Below are 21602 nucleotides of genomic sequence, written 5' to 3'. Positions count from 1 at the left end.
TTTAAAATAAAAATAATGAAAAAGTATGTCATATTGAATGCCCATACATTCCCGGAATCATTGATTTTTTTATAAAAAATCAAAAAAACATCAACATATTTGTCGATACATGTTGTATAATCTTGCGTGGGAAGCTATCATATAAATGTATAAAACGTTTACTAATATAAGCGAAGGGAAGAATAGCATGTCACATTCAATCGAACAACTTTCTATCAACACGATTCGCACATTATCCATCGATGCGATTGAAAAAGCAAACTCTGGTCACCCAGGAATGCCAATGGGTGCAGCACCAATGGCTTATACATTATGGACTCAATTTATGAAACACAATCCAAATAACCCAACGTGGTTTAACCGTGATCGTTTCGTATTATCTGCAGGTCATGGTTCAATGTTATTATACAGCCTACTTCACCTATCTGGTTATGATGTAACAATGGATGACTTAAAGAACTTCCGTCAATGGGGAAGCAAAACTCCAGGGCATCCTGAGTACGGTCATACAGCTGGTGTAGATGCAACTACTGGTCCACTTGGACAAGGTATTGCAACTGCTGTAGGTATGGCAATGGCAGAAAGACATTTAGCTGCTAAATATAACCGTGATGCGTATAATGTAGTAGATCATTATACATACGCTATTTGTGGTGATGGAGATTTAATGGAAGGCGTTTCTGCTGAAGCATCTTCATTAGCTGCTCATTTACAATTAGGTCGTCTTGTTGTGCTTTATGATTCAAACGATATTTCATTAGATGGCGATTTAAATCGTTCATTCTCTGAAAGTGTAGAAGATCGTTACAAAGCATACGGATGGCAAGTAATCCGTGTTGAGGATGGAAACGATATTGAAGCTATCGCGAAAGCAATCGAAGAAGCGAAAGCTGACGAAAAACGCCCAACGCTAATTGAAGTAAGAACGACAATTGGTTTCGGTTCTCCAAACAAATCAGGAAAATCAGCTTCACATGGTTCTCCACTTGGTGTAGAAGAAACAAAGTTAACGAAAGAAGCATACGCTTGGACTGCTGAACAAGACTTCCATGTAGCAGAAGAAGTATATGAAAACTTCCGTAAAACAGTACAAGATGTTGGTGAAACTGCACAAGCTGAGTGGAATACTATGCTAGGTGAATATGCACAAGCATATCCAGAATTAGCAAACGAACTGCAAGCAGCAATGAACGGTCTTCTTCCAGAAGGTTGGGAGCAAAACTTACCAACTTATGAATTAGGATCAAAAGCAGCAACTCGTAATTCTTCAGGTGCTGTAATTAATGCAATTGCAGAGTCTGTACCATCATTCTTCGGTGGATCTGCTGACCTTGCTGGTTCTAACAAAACATACATGAATAACGAAAAAGACTTTACAAGAGATGATTACAGCGGTAAAAACATTTGGTACGGTGTACGTGAGTTCGCAATGGGTGCAGCAATGAACGGTATTGCACTACATGGTGGTTTAAAAACTTACGGTGGTACGTTCTTCGTATTCTCTGACTACTTACGCCCAGCAATTCGTCTTGCAGCATTAATGCAATTGCCGGTAACGTATGTATTCACACACGACAGTATCGCTGTTGGTGAAGATGGTCCAACACATGAACCAATCGAGCAATTAGCAGCGCTACGTGCAATGCCAAATGTATCTGTTATTCGTCCAGCTGACGGTAACGAATCTGTTGCAGCTTGGAGACTAGCTCTAGAATCTACAAACAAACCAACTGCTTTAGTATTAACTCGTCAAGATCTTCCAACATTAGAAGGTGCAAAAGACGATACGTATGAAAAAGTAGCAAAAGGTGCATATGTAGTTTCTGCAAGCAAGAAAGAAACAGCTGATGTAATCTTACTTGCAACTGGATCTGAAGTAAGTCTAGCTGTTGAAGCTCAAAAAGCATTAGCAGTAGACGGCGTTGATGCATCTGTTGTCAGCATGCCATCTATGGATCGCTTTGAAGCTCAAACAGCTGAGTACAAAGAATCTGTATTACCAAAAGCAGTAACAAAACGTTTCGCAATCGAAATGGGTGCTACATTCGGATGGCACCGTTACGTAGGTCTTGAAGGAGATGTGTTAGGTATCGATACATTCGGTGCTTCTGCTCCTGGTGAGAAGATTATGGAAGAGTATGGATTTACTGTAGAGAACGTTGTTCGTAAAGTAAAAGAAATGCTTTAATGATTTTAGAAAAATCTCTCCGGCATGGAGAGGTTTTTCTATGTAAATGAGTTTTTTCGACAGAAAAAGTTTTTTCTCTCTCCGCAGTCAGACAATCATTGCAAAATTTCTTCTATATAATGAAGAGAAAAGGTTGTCCAGATTGGGAGGCGAAAGATGAAAACGTATGAATTGTATTTAATTCAAGAGGATATTGCGAAAGCTTACTTTGGTCGTGAATATTTGTTTTTTGATTTATTTGCTCGATTTTCAGAATCTGGGTCCCTTTCGGAGAAAAAAGTGTTATATAAACAAATGATGTATATAACGATGCCATTACAAGTAATGAAAATTCATCATAAATTAGAACAAGCTTTGCGCGTTCTTGGTAAATATGATCGAACACATCATACACATACACTTTATACAGGAGCGGAATACGGCGAAATAATGGTGAAACCAAACTATATTCGCATGAATACCTCTGGAAATGTTTCTATGGAAACGACTTTTTTTGAGGTGCTACGGAAGTGTGAATTAACATTTTTAGCTATGGATTATGAAAATACAAAGTACGGATGGCTGAATCCTCTAAAACAAGTACGAACATATGTGTAAAAAATGTCGAATTGTATCTTGTCTTATTGAAAAGGTTTTAGTACACTGTAAGGTAGACAACATGAAGGAGGAAAATATATGCCAATTTGGTTAGGTATTCTAGTGGGCGTAGTAGCACTAGTAGCAGGCGTGGCGTTAGGATTTTTCATTGCCCGCAAATACATGATGAATTACTTACAAAAAAATCCACCAATTAACGAACAAATGTTAAAAATGATGATGATGCAAATGGGACAAAAACCTTCCCAAAAGAAAATCAATCAAATGATGAGCGCGATGAACAAGCAACAAATGAAATAAGCGCTAAAAGACACTCGCTAAGAGTGTCTTTTCTTTTTGTTAGTTACAGTGTTTAAAACTTTTAAAAATTCTGTATTTTTGATAAACTGAAAACATCGCTCATTTTAAGGGAGGAGGAAAAATATGAAAGTGTTTATGAATTTAGCTTGGTTTTTTAAACAAGAAAAACGAGCGTACATAACCGGAATTGTTTTATTATTTGGCGTTGCACTTTTAGAACTTGTAGCACCAAAAGTGATTGGGATTGTTGTAGATGAAATTAATGATGGAACATTAACGACTGATAAGTTACTAAAATGGGTTGTACTCTTAGTAATTGTAGGTATTACGATGTACGTATTACGTTACGTATGGCGTATTATGATTTTCGGGTCTTCATTAAAGTTAGCTCGCCAATTACGGAAAAATTTGTACGAACATTTTACAAAGATGAGTCCATCTTTCTACCAGTCAAATCGCACGGGGGATTTAATGGCACATGCGACTAATGACATTCAAGCCATTCAGCAAACTGCTGGAGCAGGTGTTTTAACACTTGTTGATTCTTTAGCTGTTGGGGGATGTGTACTCGTAGCGATGGGCTTTACAATTAGTTGGAAGTTAACATTGTTAAGCTTAATCCCAATGCCGATTGTAGCAATATCGACAAATTATTACGGATCTTTATTACATAAAAGGTTTCATAAAGCGCAGCAATCGTTTTCGGAAATCAATGATAAAGTGCAAGAGAGTATGAGTGGGATGAAGGTAATTCGATCGCTTGGACAGGAGAAAGAAGATTTACAAGCGTTTCGAAAAAAATCAGAAGATGTTGTACATAAAAATATGTTAGTCGCACGTATTGATTCGTTATTTGATCCAACAATCGCTCTTATCGTAGGATTTTCTTTTTTAATCGCAGTATGTTACGGGTCAGTATTAGTTGTGAGAGGTGAATTAACAGTAGGTGATCTCGTTACATTTACGACGTATTTAGGTACTCTTGTTTGGCCAATGTTAGCGTTTGGATGGTTGTTTAATATTATGGAGCGTGGGCGTGCTTCGTATGATCGTGTAGAAAAAATCCTCTCGCAAAAATCAGATGTAGTAAATAGAGAAAATGCTGTGCATACAATAGCGAGCGGTGATGTTTCATTTGCGGTCGATTCGTTTTCGTATAAGAAAAATGAACTGTTACATTTAACAGATATTCACTTTGATTTGAAGAAGGGGGAAACGTTAGGGGTCGTGGGACGTACAGGTGCAGGGAAAACGACTTTATTAAAATGTTTAATCCGTGAGTATGATCATTTTAATGGTGAATTAAAAGTTGGAGAGCGGGATATTAGAGATGTAACACTTTACGGTGTCCGTTCTGCTATTTCATATGTGCCGCAAGATCATTTTTTATTTTCAGCGAGTATTGGGGAGAATATTGCCTTTGGAAAGGCGGATGCTACATATAATGAAATTACCCGTGCTGCAGAGATTGCTTGTATTCACAATGACATCCTTCAATTTTCAGAGGGGTATGAAACAGTAGTTGGGGAAAGAGGCGTTTCTTTATCTGGAGGTCAAAAACAGAGAATCTCTATTGCGCGTGCTTTATTAACGGATGCTGAAATATTAATTTTAGATGATTGTTTATCAGCAGTAGATGCAAAAACAGAAGAAACAATTTTAAATGCTTTAAAGAGGGAAAGAGCAGGGAAAACAACGATTATTACTGCCCATCGTTTAAGTGCAATTCAACATGCCAATCTCATTCTTGTAGTGGATGAAGGCAGAATTGTACAAAGAGGTACACATGAGCAATTAATGAAAGAACATGGTTGGTATAAAGAAATGTATGAGAGCCAGCAGTTAGAAGCATTAGTCGAGAAAGGAGGCGTATGATGACTGAGAAAAAACAGAGCGATTTAAGAAGATTGCTTTCTTATATGAAGCCATATAAAGGACTATTAGCATTAGCATTTTTATTTCTAGTTGGTGCAACTGTAACTGAAATGATGGGACCTTTTTTAATTAAACAATTTCTTGATGAACATTTAGTACCACGTAACTTTGATCAATCAGCACTTGTTACACTATTTGTAGTGTATATTGTTGCTCACTTATTAAAAGTATTATTTACTTATTTAGACTTGTTATATTTTCAAAATATCGCTTTTAAAATTGTTCAAGATATGCGTGTTGAAGTATATGAGCATGTTCAAAAGTTATCATTAAGTTTCTTTGATCGTACGCCGATTGGTACGCTTGTATCACGCATAACGAATGATACGGAAGCAATTAAAGACTTTTATGTGAGTGTATTATCAACATTTGTTAAAAATATCGTATTTTTAATAGGTATTTTAGTAGCGATGTTTTTATTAAACGTAAAATTAGCGCTATTTTCTCTCGTATTAATTCCAATAATGTTTGCGATTATGGTGCTATATCGCCGGAAAAGTGCAGCTTTTTATTTAGAAGTGCGTAATCAATTAAGCGTGTTAAATGCAAAGTTAAACGAATCCATTCAAGGGATGAATATTGTTCAAGTGTTTAGACAAGAAAAGCGTATGAGAAAAGAGTTTGAAGAAGTGAACAATAAACATTATAGTGCAGGGCGACGTACGTTAAAGTTAGATGCGTTGCTTTTACGTCCAGCTACAGATTTAGTACATATTGTAGCGATTGCATTAGTACTTGGTTTATTTGGAATTGATGCTTTGAAGAGTCCTGTTGAAGTAGGCGTTTTATATGCGTTTGTTAACTATATCCATCGTTTCTTCCAGCCTGTAAATGAGATGATGATGAAATTATCATTTTTCCAGCAGGCACTTGTTTCATCATCACGCGTATTTCATTTAATGGATGAGAAAGATTTAGCACCAGTTCAAAAAGGGGATGGAAATCCTCAAGTCGTTAATGGAGATATTGAATTTAAAAATGTTACTTTTTCTTATGATGGAAAACGTGATGTTTTAAAAAATGTATCTTTTCACGTGAAACAAGGGCAAACGGTTGCTTTCGTTGGGCACACTGGTAGCGGAAAAAGTACCATTATGAATTTATTAATGCGATTTTATAATATTAAGTCCGGAAATATTGTAATAGATGGTGTAGATTTAGAAAAATTTGAAGAACAAGAAATTAGAAAGAAAATAGGACTTGTACTGCAAGATGCATTTTTATTTGCGGGAAATGTGAAACAAAATATTCGTATGTATAATGAAGAAATTACGGATGAAGAAGTAAAAGAAGCGGCACAATTTGTGCAAGCGAATACGTTTATTGAAAAATTACCAGAGCAGTATGAAACAGAAGTAGTAGAAAGAGGAGCTGCATTTTCTAGTGGTCAACGACAATTAATTGCTTTTGCTAGAACGATAGCAACGAATCCGAAAGTATTAGTATTAGATGAAGCAACAGCTAATATTGATACAGAAACTGAAGATGCAATCCAAACAGCGTTACAGCAAATGCGAAAAGGGAGAACGACTATAGCCATTGCGCACCGGTTATCTACAATTCAAGATGCAGACCAAATTTTCGTTATGCATGATGGAGAGATAGTAGAAAGAGGAACACACCAAGAATTACTGAGTGAACAAGGGTTGTATTATAATATGTATTTACTACAAAATAAAGGAAGTTTACAAAAGGCCTTGTAGAATTACAAGGTCTTTTGGCTGCGTGTGAAATTTTTACGAAAAACATACGAATAACATAGTATAATGTAGTAGAAATGTGTATGGAAAATAGTAGGAAATGAAATAAAGGAGAAAAAATATGGATTATGTGCTAATAGGTGTGATTTTATTATTATTAGCTGCAGTATTCGTGCTGTTTTATAAAAATAAACAGTTAGAATCAGAGAGTCAGCAAGTAGAATTTGAAAAGAAACAAGCAATTGAAATGTATGAAAATGAAATTGCAGCCACGGTTACAGAGCATAAAGAACAACAAAATATATTGAAAAATATGGAGCAAAAGAAGTACAAGGATTTACAAATAAGTGCAGCTAGAGAACTTGAAAATATGCGTATGATGAAAAATCAATTAGCTATGCAGCATAGTAAAGAACGCAGTGAAATGCAAGAAAAACATAGTAACGAAATACATATGTTTCAAAAGTTAATTTCAGATTTGCGAGCGTATACGAAAAATGGAGCTGAGGTGAATACGCACGAAACATTACATTATATGAAGCGTGGTTTCGTAGAGCAAGGTATAATACTAGATCATGAATTTCATATTATGCCAAATGTTTTTATGAGAAATCAGCATGGAGGAAATGATTTTCGAATTCATCATCTTGTCTTAAGTAAAACGGGTATGTATCTACTTGAGACGAAAGAATGGACAGGGAAATTAATTCATGGTTTAACGAAAGAAAATGCCGGTATATATTCATTTATGATTGATGAAATTGGCAAATATCAACAAGAAGTAGAGAAAGAAGAGACGCTTGAATATATTACAGGTGAAGATTCATTAACGATACAAGTGAAAAATGAAGGGAATCCAGTGTATAGAGCGAAGAAACTATCTCATATTTTATATAATTGTTTGAAAGAAATGCAAGTTGATATTGTAAAGGAAAACATAAAACCGATTGTATATTTTTATAATGAGGATGGGAAAGAAGTGCAAGATCTTTCTGAAGAAAAAACGCCGAGATTAAAAGATAGAGAGCAAATTGTAACGTTCTTCAGAAATGAAATGTTAACGGAGAAAGTAATATATACAAGTCAAGAATTAGAAAAACTTCGAGAAATCATTAACCGAATGAATTATGTAATGAATTAAAAAGGGGTGGCCTTTCTGAGTGCAATATTAAGGGGTATTTTGTATGTTTATTTTTGTTTGTATATACTCATGTATCTTGCTTTTATGTTTATTATTGGTATGGCTCATACGTCATTAAGTGTAACGAGCATTTTTATAATAGTCATGCCATTTGTTTTATTAGTTATGATTCAAAAGTCGATCTTATATGTTGCTAAAAATCGTAATGAAGAAAAGAAGCAAATGTCGGGAGTATTAATAGTAGCACTCATTCCATTAATAGTGTGCACGGTACAACTAGGGGTGAATGGATATACGTCAAAGTTTAATCAAAATAGATGGCTAAATCATGCAGATAAGCGTGTATATATGGTAGATGATCTAATACAAAAATATAAATTAATAGGGAAATCAAATGAAGATATTACAAAATTGTTAGGAGCTCCTACTGAAACGAGAAATGAGGAAGGTGGGGTTAGCGTTGTGTACTATCTTGGAACTGAACGTGGCTTTATTCCCATAGATAGTGAACATCTTGTTTTACAATTTGATAGAGATGGTAAAGTTTTGGAATATAAGGTGCATACCGATTAAAGAACCGTAGAGAGAAGCTATATATTATAGCTTCTTTTTTATATTCCAATATAGTAAATGTAGGCAAATAGTAGTCATTCCTATCTATACGAATTGGAATGAGTCTGTTATATTGTAAATGGTTATGTTGTTTAATAGTTTAGTAGATAACCTATATTTTGGCTGAGGAGGGGAAATTTAACACGAATTTAATGATATGCGTGTTAAGTAGTATGATGAAAAAAGGTTTTTATAATGTTTTAGCTGCATCAATTGTATTTAGTATGGCAACGATTCCAAATTATTCCTATGCTAACGAACTTGACAAAACGGTTACAGTTTCACCTGATGAACAAGCTTTAAAAAGTATTGAAAACCATATGAAAGATGAAGATGGTAGAGGAGAAGATAAAGGAGTAAGAAATGAAGTGCAAGGTGAATTTCTTGTACATATAGTGAAAGAGGTACCTTTATACGATTCTAGTAATTTTCAAAAAGAGACAGGGGTTCGTATTTCGAATCAAGTCGTAAAAGCTGAGAAGAGAAAAGGAAACGCTTACTATGTTCAAACTTCATCGGGAACTGGTTGGATACAAAATAGCGATGGGAATGTAGAAGTTAAAGAAATTCACCCGTTATTAAGTGAGAAGTTAATTGTAAATGAAGAAACCTCTACATACTCTGAACCATTTGCTTCATACAAAGAAGAAAATGTACTGGAGCCACAAACTATTCAAGCAATTGGACAGGCTGGAGAATGGTTCCAAGTAAAAATAAATAATGAGATGAAATGGATTCATTCACCTTCAGCAAAATTTGAAGGAACAAAAGCTTCGCTTATACAAGGCGCAGCACCAATACGTACAAAATATGCAGCAGCTATGTATGCTGCACCAATAGAAGAGAAGACAACGGATATTTATGGTGTACCTTTAAAAGAAATGATTGTACCGAAAGGAAATGAAAATATTCGTCCGGGTTATGCGATGAACCCGAAGTATATTACGATTCATGAGACAGATAATTACAGTGTGGGGGCAAATGCTAGAAACCATGCGATATATTTATATAACCAAGCAACGGGAACGGAAGATCGTTCAGCGTCGTGGCATTTTACAGTAGATGATAAAGAGATTTATCAACACCTGCCATTAAACGAAAATGCTTGGCATGCAGGAGATGGGGCAGAAGGAACTGGAAATCGAGAATCAATTGCGATTGAAATTGCTGTAAACGAAGATGGTGATTATAATAAAGCCGTTGAAAATGCTCGTAAACTAGCAGCTTATTTAATGGGGGAATTAAATATTCCTTTAGAAAATGTGAAAAAACATCAATTTTGGAGTGGGAAGATTTGTCCAGCCATTATGATTAAAAATAATGGCTGGGAACCATTCTTACAAGGAACAAAAGTTTATTATGATGCAAACCATAAAGATGATATAACGGGTGGTTGGTACGAAGCAGACATTCGTGAATTAGATAAGCGCGGCATTATGGTTGGAGATGGAAAAGGTTCTTATTGGCCAGAGCGTCTTGTGACACGTGGTGAATTTGCGAACTTCATTTCAAGATCATTGCAGTTACCTGAAGGGTCATCGAATTTTAGTGACTTAAATACAGCACATCCATCGCTAATAGATGGTATTAATCGTGCAGCAAGTGCCGGGATAATAAGTGGTAGAGGAAATGGGATATTTGCTCCAAATGATACGATTAAACGAGATGAAGTTGTTATCATGATTGACCGTGCACTGCAATATAAAAAAATTAAAGGTAACTTAGTTCCACTGCCATTCTCGGATCAAGATTTAGCATATGATAAACAAGCTGTACAACGTGTTTATGGATTAGGCATTGTAAAAGGAAATGAAAATAATGAATTTATGCCGAAAGGTTCAGCAACGCGTGGAGAATCAGCAGCATTTATTAATAGAATGTTAGAAGTAATAGAAAGTAATTAATAAAAAAGCATTCGCTTTTGCGAGTGCTTTTTTATTTTTCAATATGTCACGGAAGGGAGTGGAGGTTTTTGAGTGGAATAAGGAATGAAAGTGGAGGTGATGAATATATATAGATGCGTTAAGTTGTTTTTTGTATATTGTATAAATGAAAAGGAGGTAAGACGGTGAAAGCTATACCGACTGATGTCCTGAGTAAAGAATTGATGGAAAGGGAAGGCGTTATATCTATTACAGTAAAGGAATTTGAAAAGATAGAAGTAGCTGGAGTAGTAGTTGCTGGCCCCGCGGTTATTTTGATTAATCAAGATTAAGTACATAGTATCAATTTAGAAAAGTACGAAAAGCATCCTTCCAGGGTGCTTTTTATTTGTATGCAAGGAAGAAGATGGTGGATAATTGGATTACTGGAGGGAGAGTATGTGGCAATTATTATAACGATGTTAGTAATGGGAGTTTTATTAGGATTTGTTGGAGCTGGGGGAGCTGGGTTTATTATCGCGATACTCACGTTAGTATTCCATATTCCTATTCACGTTGCACTTGCAACGTCTTTAACTGCTATGGCATTTACGACATTATCTGGGGTTATAAGTCATTATCGTGAAGGAAATGTAGTACTTACTATAGGCGGGATTGTTGGTGGATGTGGGGCATTTGGTTCTTATATCGGTTCCAAAATTGGCTCGCTTATACCACCGTATCTTCTTCATTGGTTTACAGCTGGGATGTTATTTGTATCTGCGATTTTTATGTGTATTAAATTAATTAAATTTCAAAATGAGGAAGAAGTACGTTTAGTAAAAATCAAAGATATTTCGAAAGAAAACATAATGAAATGTATATGTCTTGGGTTAGTCACTGGAATGATGGCTGGTTCATTCGGGATTGGTTCTGCACCATTTATTCAACTTGGATTAATGGTTCTATTAGGATTGACGATTCAGCAATCTGTAGGAACAACAATGCTTGTTATATTGCCGATTGCGATTGGGGGTGGGTTAGGATATAGTTCAGAAGGGTATCTCGATTATATATTATTATTGCAAGTATTAATTGGGACGATGTTAGGAGCTTATATCGGTGCGAAGTTTACAAATTATGCACCACGTATGCTTTTGAAGTTTTCAATGATTATGACACCAGTTTTCGCTGGATGTATGTTATTAATGGAATGAAAATAATATAGCAAACTAATATGTTTTACGAATGAATTATGTAAGTAATTCATATTTCCCATATAAAAGGATTTGTTTTAATATAATGAGTGTAAAGTTCGAGTATTCGAAGTACTACTTGAATTATATCCCTATCCCTTTTCTAAAAATGCGAACAAGTTTTGCCCTATTCTATTCAATATTTAATTGTATAGAAATATATTGTTCGATGACCATTATGGAACGTACATAATGGGAAAATCCCGATCCTTAAAGAGGATGCCCCTAATCTTCATGTGAAAATATGATCGGATATGAAAGCTGACCAATTTATGGTCAGCTTTCTTTTTGTTCAAAAACTATTTCTTCTTTAATTTCTGTTTGTAATAATAAAGCTTTTCCGAAACGACGTTTACATTCTGCACGCACTTTTTCAATAGCTAATAGCTGAGTAGTAGCAGGAACTGTGACGATAGCTTGGCGAGGTTTTCGATTTTCTTCACAAAAGACACATTCCACAACATATTTAGAAATCATGCTTTCATCCTTCCGTTTTTAATTTCTAAGAAGGAACTGCCTATGAAGTTGATGTAAATTTTCGTCATTGTTTTCCTTTTTTCCTCTTTTTTCAAGGAGAAAATAAAAAAGGAGACGAATAGTAGTAGGGGAGGGATGTATATGGAAAGATGGATAGGTTGTGCAGCAGTATGTGTAAATGAAAGAAATGAAGTTTTAATGGTATTGCAAGGACAAAAGGGTGAAGAAAAAAGGTGGTCCGTCCCAAGTGGAGGGCTTGAAAAAGGAGAAACACTAGAGGAATGTTGTATTCGAGAGGTTTGGGAAGAAACAGGTTACAATGTGGAAGTTGTAAGTAAAATATACGAAAAAGAAGGGATTACATACGGGGTGCCTGTAAATGTTCATTATTATGTCGTAAAAAAAATGGGTGGTAGTATGAAAATCCAAGATCCTGATGAGTTAATACATGAAATTGCTTGGAAGGGGATAGAGGAAATAAAGCAAATAACACTATCATTCCCAGAGGATTATGAGATTTTAAACAAATACATAAATAAAAAAGCGAGTGTTTAAACACTTGCTTTTTTAATGTATCCACGATAAGAAAAGCGGAACGATAACTAAGCTAGCTCCTGCTGTTAAAAGCATAGATAAACTTGCAATCGTTCCCTCTACAGGACCAATTTCGAATGCTTTTGATGTACCGGTTCCATTTGCGCTCGTTCCTAACATAATACCTTTTGCAATTGCTGTTTTAATACGGCATATACGAATGAGAGAAGGTCCCAGCAATGCTCCTGTTAACGCAGTTAAAACAACAAATACGGCTGTTAATTGTGACATACCACCAATCATTTCTGAAATAGCCATTGCAATTGGTGTCGTTACAATATGAGGTGCTAAACTATGTTCTAACGATGAATCAATTTGAAAATAATTTGCTAGTAGTGCTGAAGTAATAACTGATAGAAACGAACCGACAATGACATTAAGTAAAATAGCCATTCCATGTTTCTTGAGTAAATCAAAGTATTTATAGATGGGCCATGCGAAAGCAACTGTTGCAGGTTTTAATAATTCTGTTAACCATTGGCCTCCAGTTTCATATGTTTCATAAGATGTGTCTAGTCCGAGTAATAAAGCGATTAAAATAATAGGACAGACGAGAAGAGGAGAAAGTAGGCTCCAATTCCAGCGTTGATACATTTTCTTCGATATCCAATATGTGAATAGTGTTAATAGTAAACAAAGAAAGCCGATCATTGCACGGATCCTTTCCGCTTTAGTAGCAATTCTGTTAAGAGTCCTGTAACGAGAGTGACACAAAGTGTACTAATCATAATAATCAAGATGAGATCGATTCCATATTGTGATAGTGTATCTTTGTAGCGTATGACAGCGACTGCAGAAGGAATGAAAAATAAAATAAGTTCTTTTAATAAAAAGTCTGCACCGTCCTGTATCCACTCTTTTTTCACTAGGTTAAATTTTAATGAAATTAATAATAAAAAAATACCGATAATACTTCCTGGAACTGGGAGGTGTGCCTGTTTTGCAATCCATTCACCTGTCCAAGCGAAACAAAATAATAGTAAAATTTGTCCGCTTAATTTCCACCATTTCATACAGTAACCACCTCTTTCTTTTTTTACATAAAAATTGTAAAAAAGAATTAACAATTTCTACTATACGTTCATTCGAAAAATTTGTCTAATATATAAATTATATGTTATTAATATATTAGACGTATTAATTGAAATGGAAAAGGGTGTCCAAAATGGAATTACGGCATTTGCAATATTTTGTTGTAGTGGCAGAGGAGTTACACTTTGGACGAGCAGCTGCTCGTTTACAAATGACACAACCACCGCTTAGTCAACAAATTCAGCAATTAGAAAAAGAAATGGGAGTTATGTTATTTTCAAGAACGAAGAGAAAGGTTGAATTAACAGAAGCTGGAGAAATGTTTTTGAAAGAAGTAAAAAAAGCGTTTGAACAAATTGAAAAAGCTGTAGAGATTGCACAAAGTGCCCAAAGGGGAGAAGTGGGCTCACTTTCAATTGGTTTTGTAGGTGCGGCGATATATGATATTTTACCATCTATCGTAAGAGAGTATAGAAAGAAATTTCCGAGGGTATCTGTTGCGTTACATGAATTATCTACTCCAGATCAAGTGCATGCACTTCATGATAATCGTATTGATATTGGATTTTTGCGTCCACCAATCCCAACACAATTATTAGAATTAGAGCCAATTCAAAAACTATCTTGTACTTTATGTTTACCGAAGGCTCATCCACTTGCAGAGAAAGATGAAATACATATAGAAGATTTACGGGATGAACCGTTTGTATTTATTACGAGACCAGTATGGCCAGCTTTGTATGATACAATTTTATCCCTTTGTAGAGAAGTTGGATTTAGCCCGCGTATTGTGCAAGAAGCAACGGAATATCAAACAGTTATGGGACTTGTAGCAGCAGGGATTGGAATTACAGTAATACCGGTATCGGCAAATAAATTATATAAAACAGAAGTTGTATATAAAGAGTTATATGATTCTAATTTTGTTGCAGAAATGTCAGTCGCTTACAAAAAAATGAATAGCAATCCAGAGCTTTTAGAGTTTTTAAAAATTGCAAGAGAGAAGAAAAGAATAGAAGTTGAGGATGAGATTAATTAAGTAATTAAAAAGTACACCTCATTAAACACTAAAGCGGAAATGTAATTATATTGCATTTCCGCTTTAGTGTTCTTTTTTTAGTTCTATACGAAAGAGATAAACATGTTCATTTTGTTTTCTAGGACTAAAGACTTAGAGGAAATTCCGATTGTAGTGCGATGTTTAAAATGTCATATTTTTATACACTAGTAGTATAGAATGCGTATGTAATAAGGTAGGGGAAGAATTTTATGTCTTTATGTCGGCTAGCGAGAAAAAATATAAGAACATTTGCTACCAAAAGGATGAAGCAATTTATGTGGATTGCTATGAGTACTATGGTTTTATTTTTTATGATATCGCTCCAATTTAATGAAGGAGCTATTGGGGAATTAGAGACTACACTTTTATTTCATATGTGCTTTTATACGCTGTTTATTGTATTCATTTTTATATGTATTTTTACTACATATAAAATAACGTTTTCTCTTCTGCAAGTGAGGAAAGAGGAAATTAAATCTTATGTAGTAGAAAATAGGAAGAGAAATGATGTACTATGTGTATTGTGTCAGGAGCAATTATTTATTTATGGAGCAGCGTTTATTTTTGGATTAGTTAATGGGATGTTATTTTTGAAGTTATTTACGATTATCTTTATGAAAATAGCAGGAATACAAGGTGTAAATAGTGCACCGATTACAATATATGCAATAGTTGTTGTTAGTATAATTATGATCGTTATCGTCCTGTTATCGATGATGCAATGTTTTCGATTTGTTCAAAGTTTACAAGATAAAAATTCGTTTCATTTCAAGGAAAAGGCATGAGAAATCATGCCTTTTCTTATTTTACACATAAAAATAATCATGTTACAGTGTAAAGACCTGACAAAGAATGGGAAGGAAAGGTTGTATAGAATGACAAATGAACAATCGATTGTAAAGGTTGAACGATTAACGAAGCGAATCGGTTCAAAGACACTTGTAGAAAATATTAGTTTCGAAGTTAAAAAAGGTGAAGTAGTTGGTTTGCTCGGACCAAATGGTGCTGGAAAAACGACTTTAATGAGAATGATGGTCGGCATGATTCGTATGACAGAGGGCGAAGTTTGGATTGACGGTCAATCTGTTAAACAGCAATTTGAAAGTACTGCCTCGAAAATTGGAGCAGTAATTGAGACACCGGAATTTTATCCGTTTTTGAGTGGCTATGAGAATTTAACATATTTCGGACGCATGAATGGTAATGTGACAGAAGAACGTATTGATGAAGTAGTGAAACTGCTAGGTATGGGACAAGTCATTGATCGCAAAGTAAAAGCATATTCACTCGGTATGAGACAACGATTAGGAATTGCTCAAGCGCTTATTCACGATCCCGATGTATTGATATTAGATGAACCAACGAATGGATTAGACCCTAGTGGAATACATGAAATGAGAATGTACATAAAGAAAATTGCACATGAACAAGGAAAAGCGGTACTTGTATCTAGTCATTTGCTTTCAGAAGTTGAATTAATGTGTGACAGAGTTATCATTATTCAGCACGGAGAGTATGTGGCGACGCAAAATATTCAGCATAATCAAAGTGAAGAGATGGAGACAATCCGTATACGTGTAGATGATGCGAATAAAGCGGCAGAAATGTTAGATCAAGATGTCTTAATAAAAGGTAATGATTTACTTATTCATGTAAAAGATGAAGAAATCCCAAATGTTATTCGTACATTGCTTGAGAAAAATATTCAAGTGTATCGTGTATATGAAGAAAGAAAAACGTTAGAAGAGCAATTTTTAGAATTAACAGGGGGAAAAGATATTGTTTAATTTAGTGTATAACGAACTGTATAAAATATTTAAGCGAAAACGAACGATTATTCCATTTGCAGTTATTGCAGTATTAATAATCGGATTAGGGTGGGTTACGGTAAAGTATTTAGAGCCGGAAACAAAAGGATGGAAAGCCGATTATACAGAACGAACAGTAGAAATTGAGAAAAAGTTAGGCATGAAAAAAGAAGCTATTTTAGCAGAGCAATCTGGGGACGAGCTTGTCAAGGAATATCAGCTCAAGATGAAGTATTTAGATACAGATACAGCACCGGCAAGTAGTTCACCGCTTTCTTTCATGAGAGATACAGGTTTTATCGTATTTCCAATATTGCTCCCGTTTATCCTCGTGTATGCAAGTACAATTTTTGCGAATGAATACAGCTGGGGGACATATAAATTTTTAACGATACGACCAGCGAGCCGCTTTAAAATTTTGACAGCTAAATTTTTAGCAATTGTGATATTTGCAGCATTATTGTTTATATTTAATATGATTTTCTCCACTTTATGTGGACTTGTTATTTATAAATTCCAGCAGCCTGCATGGAGCGAGTTTATTTTCCAAGATGGAAATATTATAAAACAAAATATTTTTGTAGAAGCTAGTAAGTATTATATTTTATCGTGGTTGCCGACAATTGTGTACGCAGCGTTTGCATTTATGATTTCTGTGCTAACAAGATCTAGTGGAGGCGCGATTGGTATTTCACTATTTCTTGCTTTATCAGGTAATATTGCATTACTAGCAGCAACTAGATATGATTGGGCGAAATATTTATTACCAGCAAACACAGATTTATACAGTATTGCAAAGAATGGAAGTTTTATTGATGGAGTAACATTCCCGTTTGCATCATGTATGTTATTACTATATTTATTTGTATTTTTAAGCATTTCCTATACAGTATTTTTAAAACGTGATTTAACATAAAAAGGAGCCGTTAAGCATTTCTTAACGGCTCCTTTTTATGCAAAGTGTTTAAGTGCTTTTTCAGCTAACAAAGCGAAGTATTCTGCACTTATAGGTAATGCTCGCTCATCTACTGTAAAAGCGGGATGATGCCATTCGTGTGTACCACTTGTTCCCATAAAGACGAAGGAACCAGGTATTTTTTGTTGATAAAAAGAAAAATCTTCTCCGGCCATTGACGGGGTAGGAGAGACGATATTTAAATTCATAGTTTCTGCAACTTGAGTCGATAAGTTTGTTAGAGATGTATCGTTATGAACAGCAGGAGGACCTGCATAAAAACGAAATTCTGTTTTTACACCTAATGCATCAGAAACCCCTTGAATAATACGTTTCATTAGCGCAGGAATCTTTTCACGTGTTTCATTTTGAAATGTACGTACAGTTCCTTCCAGCGTTGCTTTTTCAGGAATAACGTTCCACGTATTTCCTGAGTGGATGTTTGTGACACTAACGACGGCATTATGTGAAGAACTTATATTTCGGCTTACAATTGTTTGTAGTGCCATCACAATTTGAGAAGATGCGACAATAGGGTCTACCCCAGCATCTGGTACAGCTGCATGTGTACCAACTCCGTGAATTTCAATTTCAAATCGATCAACTCCAGCCATCAGTGGACCATCTTTAATACCGATTGTACCGACTGGTAAATCAGGTTTATTATGCATACCGAAAATAGCTTGCACGCCATGTAAATGCCCGGCTTCAATTACTTTGCAAGCACCATTACTACTTTCTTCAGCTGGCTGGAATATAAAGCGTACAGTTCCGCTAAGAGAAGATTCTTTTTCTTTTAGCAAATAAGCAGCCCCTATAATAGCAGCTGTATGAAAATCATGTCCGCAAGCATGCATCCTGCCGTGAATTTTTGAAGCGTACGGCAAATTTGTTTCCTCTTGAATAGGCAGGGCATCAATATCAGCACGGATTGCTATAAGTGGTCCGTTACTATTTCCAGAAATTTCAGCAATAACGCCTGTTTCTAAATTAGAATGTATAATCGTAATGTTTTTTTCTTCCAACCAATTCTTTATAGCTTTCGTCGTTTCAAATTCTTCGTATGATAGTTCTGGATGCTCATGTAAATTTCGACGAATAGAAATTAGCGTCTCAGTTAATTGCTCTAGATTTGCAGCCACGTATAATGCCTTCTTTCTTAAATAAAGTATTTACATTAAGTATACAATATTAAAAGAGAGGATTCTCAAATGAAAATCCTCTCTCGTTTATGCTGCCAATTTTTTGTGTGTATGATGTTTACGATAACGTCCACGCATTGCATAGGCAATTTGCGGGATTGCAATACCGATTAAAATAAGTGATACACCGAACCATTGTGAAGAGAGCACCGCTTCTTTTAAAACGAATACAGACATAATTGTAGTAACGGGTAGTTCTGCTGCACCAAGAATGGTTGCTAAGCCAGAACCAATCTTTGGAATACCAATTGTAAAGGCGATAGAAGGAATAACGATACTAAATGTTCCTAAACCTAAACCGTATTTCCAAAGACCTTCAGAAATTGCACCGTTAAAAATAAATGTTGGAGGGAATACGATCATTACTAAAGTTAAAGCGCCAGCCATTAAGAGAACACCACGTGGTAATGAAGGTACTTCAACAGCAACTTTTCCGCTCACAAAAATGTATGTTGCAAATGTAACAGCAGATAATAGACCTAGTATAATTCCAGTCGTATCGAAATCACCTGCTGATTTTTCTAGTAAACCACTTGATAAAAATGTACCTGCAAGTAAGAAAATAACGGAAATAACCTTTTCTCTTGAAGGTAATGTTTTTGTTGCGACTGCTTCAATAATAATTCCGACCCAAACGAATTGAAATAAAAGTATAATTGCAATAGATGCTGGTACAGTTTTTAATGAAGCATAATAAAAAATTCCAGTGAAACTTGCAGATGTACCTGCAACGAATAAAATTAATGCTTGTTTTAATGGAACACGATGTCTAGAAAATAGAAGTGTAATAGCAAGCAAAATAATCCAACCGAACAAATATTGGCTGCCAATTACCTCTCCAAGTGAAAATCCTTCTGCATATGCAAGTTTAACGAAAATAGCTAAAATCCCATAACTACACGCTCCTAATAAAACTAAAAGAGAATAACGAAGCATGAAAAATTCCTCCCATCCATATGAAATTGTTCCATAACGGACATATATAACTAGAGGGAAGTATACAAAATTAAAAATGAAGGGTCAAATAAAAGAAAAGTGTGACATTTTATAGAATAATAATAAAAGTATGATATTTATGCATAATCTTGAAATTAGTAATAATAGAAGTATTGTAAAATCAGCTTTCTATTGTATAAAGACAGCATTTGAAAAAAATATTTTTTAATCAATACGTATATAGACATACGAATAATATGCTAATCATTTGAGAAACTATGTTACCTTTGTTATGTTAATAACATTAGAGAGGTTTTGTAGTTTAATTGAGATTTTTCTATATAATAGAAGGAACTGAAAACGTTTTTTTAGAAAAAGCGTGAAAGGGTAGTTTTTCTTATTATCACGTTGGAAAAGTGATTTCACGAATTGTTCATAGTATTTTTACGTGTTTTTGCTACAATATGTAAGGAGAGGAGTGGAGTGGAACAATGCAAGATATTAGTATTTTTTTAGCGTTTGGCGCCGGGTTTTTATCATTTATTTCCCCATGTTGCTTGCCGCTTTATCCGGCATTTCTATCATATATAACAGGTATGTCGGTTTCTGAGCTGAAAGAAGAAAATGCAATGCTTCGCAAAAGAAGTATGATACATACAGCGTTTTTCTTACTTGGATTTTCAATTATATTTATTGCAATTGGATTTGGTACAAGTTTTATTGGAGGCATCTTTACAAATTATAAAGATTTAATTAGACAGTTAGGTGGTATATTTATCATCGTGTTCGGTCTTATTATTGTCGGTGTGTTTAAGCCGAAGTTTTTAATGCAAGATCGTAAATTTACGTTTAAAAATCGTCCGAGTGGTTATTTTGGATCTGTTTTAATTGGGTTGGCATTTGCTGCAGGGTGGACGCCTTGTACAGGACCTATTTTAGTGTCTGTAATCGGATTAGCAGCAACAAATCCAGAATCAGCAATGATTTATATGATTGCATATATACTTGGATTCGCTATTCCGTTCTTCGTGCTATCATTCTTTATTACGAAAATGTCTTGGATTAAAAGAAATAGTATGAAGTTCATGAAAATCGGGGGATACGTTATGATTGTCATGGGTATCTTCCTATATTTTAACTGGATGACGAAAATTATCGTATATTTCTCAAGTTTATTTGGTGGATTTACTGGTTTTTAGTATTATTCTGTGAAAATGTTGGAAATACTAACGGAAAAGCATATAATGAAAGTATATTTTGCATATAGCCACAAAAAAGGATGAGAAAATATGAACATAGTTGTTTTATCCAGTATCGTTGCTGTTTGTATGGCTGTTGGTGCGATGTTTATTCGTTTAAAAGCAGCTAAGAAACCTGCAACATTGAAAAAAATTATACTTCCGCCATTCTTTATGAGCACGGGGGCATTGATGTATGTTTTTCCAGAATTTCGATTAACTCCAGCAGAAATGTTAGAAGCAATTGGCGTCGGTTTGTTTTTCTCCATTTTTCTTATTAAAACATCTAAATTTGAAATTAGAGGACAAGAGATTTATTTGAAGCGTTCCAAAGCATTTGTTTTTATTTTAATTGGATTACTTGTCGTGCGGATTGTATTTAAAACATACTTAAGTCAATCTCTTGATTTAGGACAACTTAGTGGCATGTTCTTCTTACTTGCATTCGCGATGATTGTATCATGGAGAATTGCGATGTACCGTTCCTTTACGAAATTACAGAAGGAAATGGAAAAAGAAGACGGTTTTTATAATGAAAAAGATATGAAACTAACTTAAAAACTGTATATGTATAAGATAAAAAGACAGCGTTTTTTTGACGCTGTCTTTTTATCTAGCGTGCCCAGCTAAGCTGGGCACTGCTTGCTGGTGAAAGTCCAGCCTAGGTAAGAGCCAAGTCGCCTAGTAGCTGACAGGCAACTGGTGGAGA

Annotated in this window: 22 protein-coding genes; 17 read left to right on the top strand and 5 right to left on the bottom strand. The window is 35.0% G+C overall.

Annotation, left to right across the window (positions count from 1 at the left end):
* Window positions 1-187 precede the first annotated feature (187 nt).
* The 10 genes from tkt to ACVWY7_RS09065 all read left to right on the top strand — a co-directional run bounded on the left by tkt (window position 188) and on the right by ACVWY7_RS09065 (window position 11552).
* Window positions 188-2188, top strand: coding sequence for a transketolase (gene tkt, locus ACVWY7_RS09110; protein ID WP_000019778.1), 2001 nt, complete (start codon window positions 188-190; stop codon window positions 2186-2188).
* 156 nt (window positions 2189-2344) lie between these two features.
* Entirely contained in the window at window positions 2345-2785 is a 441-nt protein-coding gene (gene sirA / locus ACVWY7_RS09105; RefSeq protein WP_000860646.1) for a sporulation inhibitor of replication protein SirA, read from the top strand.
* A gap of 78 nt (window positions 2786-2863) precedes the next feature.
* Window positions 2864-3085: a YneF family protein gene (locus ACVWY7_RS09100; RefSeq protein ID WP_001123317.1), complete on the top strand. Its 222-nt coding sequence runs from the start codon at window positions 2864-2866 to the stop codon at window positions 3083-3085.
* Window positions 3086-3208: 123 nt separating this feature from the next.
* Window positions 3209-4960, top strand: a complete 1752-nt coding sequence (locus ACVWY7_RS09095) for an ABC transporter ATP-binding protein (RefSeq protein ID WP_000862474.1) — start codon at window positions 3209-3211, stop codon at window positions 4958-4960.
* Window positions 4960-6723: an ABC transporter ATP-binding protein gene (locus tag ACVWY7_RS09090; RefSeq protein WP_000136733.1), complete on the top strand. Its 1764-nt coding sequence runs from the start codon at window positions 4960-4962 to the stop codon at window positions 6721-6723. The genes ACVWY7_RS09095 and ACVWY7_RS09090 overlap by 1 nt, the downstream gene beginning before the upstream one ends.
* Window positions 6724-6841: 118 nt before the next feature.
* Entirely contained in the window at window positions 6842-7861 is a 1020-nt protein-coding gene (locus ACVWY7_RS09085) for a nuclease-related domain-containing protein (protein WP_000386804.1), read from the top strand.
* Window positions 7862-7867: 6 nt separating this feature from the next.
* Window positions 7868-8434 (top strand): hypothetical protein, encoded by a 567-nt coding sequence (locus ACVWY7_RS09080; protein WP_080000821.1) that lies wholly within the window; start codon window positions 7868-7870, stop codon window positions 8432-8434.
* Between the two features lie 215 nt (window positions 8435-8649).
* Window positions 8650-10377, top strand: a complete 1728-nt coding sequence (locus ACVWY7_RS09075) for an S-layer homology domain-containing protein (protein ID WP_033669439.1) — start codon at window positions 8650-8652, stop codon at window positions 10375-10377.
* 164 nt (window positions 10378-10541) lie between these two features.
* Window positions 10542-10688, top strand: coding sequence for a BC1881 family protein (locus tag ACVWY7_RS09070; protein ID WP_000644411.1), 147 nt, complete (start codon window positions 10542-10544; stop codon window positions 10686-10688).
* A 108-nt stretch (window positions 10689-10796) separates the two neighbouring features.
* Window positions 10797-11552: a sulfite exporter TauE/SafE family protein gene (locus ACVWY7_RS09065; RefSeq protein WP_000974677.1), complete on the top strand. Its 756-nt coding sequence runs from the start codon at window positions 10797-10799 to the stop codon at window positions 11550-11552.
* 315 nt (window positions 11553-11867) lie between these two features.
* On the opposite strand, the gene ACVWY7_RS09060 is transcribed toward ACVWY7_RS09065, so the two are convergent.
* Window positions 11868-12068 (bottom strand): DUF3903 domain-containing protein, encoded by a 201-nt coding sequence (locus tag ACVWY7_RS09060; RefSeq protein WP_000624205.1) that lies wholly within the window; start codon window positions 12066-12068, stop codon window positions 11868-11870.
* A 141-nt stretch (window positions 12069-12209) separates the two neighbouring features.
* Between ACVWY7_RS09060 and ACVWY7_RS09055 the strand changes: the two genes are divergently transcribed.
* Window positions 12210-12623, top strand: a complete 414-nt coding sequence (locus tag ACVWY7_RS09055; protein ID WP_000442969.1) for an NUDIX hydrolase — start codon at window positions 12210-12212, stop codon at window positions 12621-12623.
* A 12-nt stretch (window positions 12624-12635) separates the two neighbouring features.
* Here the strand turns inward: ACVWY7_RS09055 and ACVWY7_RS09050 are convergent, their stop codons facing one another.
* Window positions 12636-13313 carry an LrgB family protein gene (locus tag ACVWY7_RS09050; protein ID WP_000578959.1) on the bottom strand — a complete coding sequence of 226 codons (678 nt, stop codon included), beginning with the start codon at window positions 13311-13313 and terminating at the stop codon, window positions 12636-12638.
* Window positions 13310-13675, bottom strand: a complete 366-nt coding sequence (locus ACVWY7_RS09045) for a CidA/LrgA family holin-like protein (RefSeq protein ID WP_000872364.1) — start codon at window positions 13673-13675, stop codon at window positions 13310-13312. Before ACVWY7_RS09045 ends, ACVWY7_RS09050 begins: the two co-directional genes overlap by 4 nt.
* Before the next feature lie 152 nt (window positions 13676-13827).
* On the opposite strand from ACVWY7_RS09045, the gene alsR reads away from it, so the two are divergent.
* The 4 genes from alsR (at window position 13828) to ACVWY7_RS09025 (ending at window position 17478) form a co-directional block, all read left to right on the top strand.
* On the top strand, window positions 13828-14733 hold the full coding sequence (alsR, locus tag ACVWY7_RS09040) for an acetoin biosynthesis transcriptional regulator AlsR (RefSeq protein ID WP_000423226.1): 906 nt from the start codon (window positions 13828-13830) through the stop codon (window positions 14731-14733).
* A gap of 230 nt (window positions 14734-14963) precedes the next feature.
* Complete coding sequence (locus ACVWY7_RS09035) at window positions 14964-15539, top strand: hypothetical protein (protein ID WP_000050636.1); 576 nt, start codon at window positions 14964-14966, stop codon at window positions 15537-15539.
* Window positions 15540-15629: 90 nt separating this feature from the next.
* Entirely contained in the window at window positions 15630-16541 is a 912-nt protein-coding gene (locus ACVWY7_RS09030; protein ID WP_000180642.1) for an ABC transporter ATP-binding protein, read from the top strand.
* Window positions 16534-17478, top strand: coding sequence for an ABC transporter permease (locus tag ACVWY7_RS09025; protein WP_456523759.1), 945 nt, complete (start codon window positions 16534-16536; stop codon window positions 17476-17478). The genes ACVWY7_RS09030 and ACVWY7_RS09025 overlap by 8 nt, the downstream gene beginning before the upstream one ends.
* Window positions 17479-17513: 35 nt before the next feature.
* Here ACVWY7_RS09025 and ACVWY7_RS09020 read toward each other — a convergent pair whose 3' ends face one another.
* Together ACVWY7_RS09020 and ACVWY7_RS09015 are read right to left on the bottom strand one after the other, a co-directional pair.
* Window positions 17514-18659, bottom strand: a complete 1146-nt coding sequence (locus tag ACVWY7_RS09020) for a M20 peptidase aminoacylase family protein (protein WP_078985258.1) — start codon at window positions 18657-18659, stop codon at window positions 17514-17516.
* Between the two features lie 87 nt (window positions 18660-18746).
* Entirely contained in the window at window positions 18747-19655 is a 909-nt protein-coding gene (locus ACVWY7_RS09015) for an EamA family transporter (protein WP_000947030.1), read from the bottom strand.
* Between the two features lie 491 nt (window positions 19656-20146).
* Here ACVWY7_RS09015 and ccdA point away from each other — a divergent pair, with 491 nt between their 5' ends.
* Window positions 20147-20854: a cytochrome c-type biogenesis protein CcdA gene (gene ccdA / locus ACVWY7_RS09010; RefSeq protein ID WP_001152684.1), complete on the top strand. Its 708-nt coding sequence runs from the start codon at window positions 20147-20149 to the stop codon at window positions 20852-20854.
* Between the two features lie 90 nt (window positions 20855-20944).
* Window positions 20945-21451: a CcdC family protein gene (locus ACVWY7_RS09005; RefSeq protein ID WP_001028639.1), complete on the top strand. Its 507-nt coding sequence runs from the start codon at window positions 20945-20947 to the stop codon at window positions 21449-21451.
* Window positions 21452-21602 lie beyond the last annotated feature (151 nt).

The sequence above is a fragment of the Bacillus sp. TE9106W genome (genome assembly GCF_054062215.1).
The sequence above is the reverse complement of the archived record's forward strand: the minus strand, read 5'-3'. Positions and strand labels throughout refer to the sequence as shown.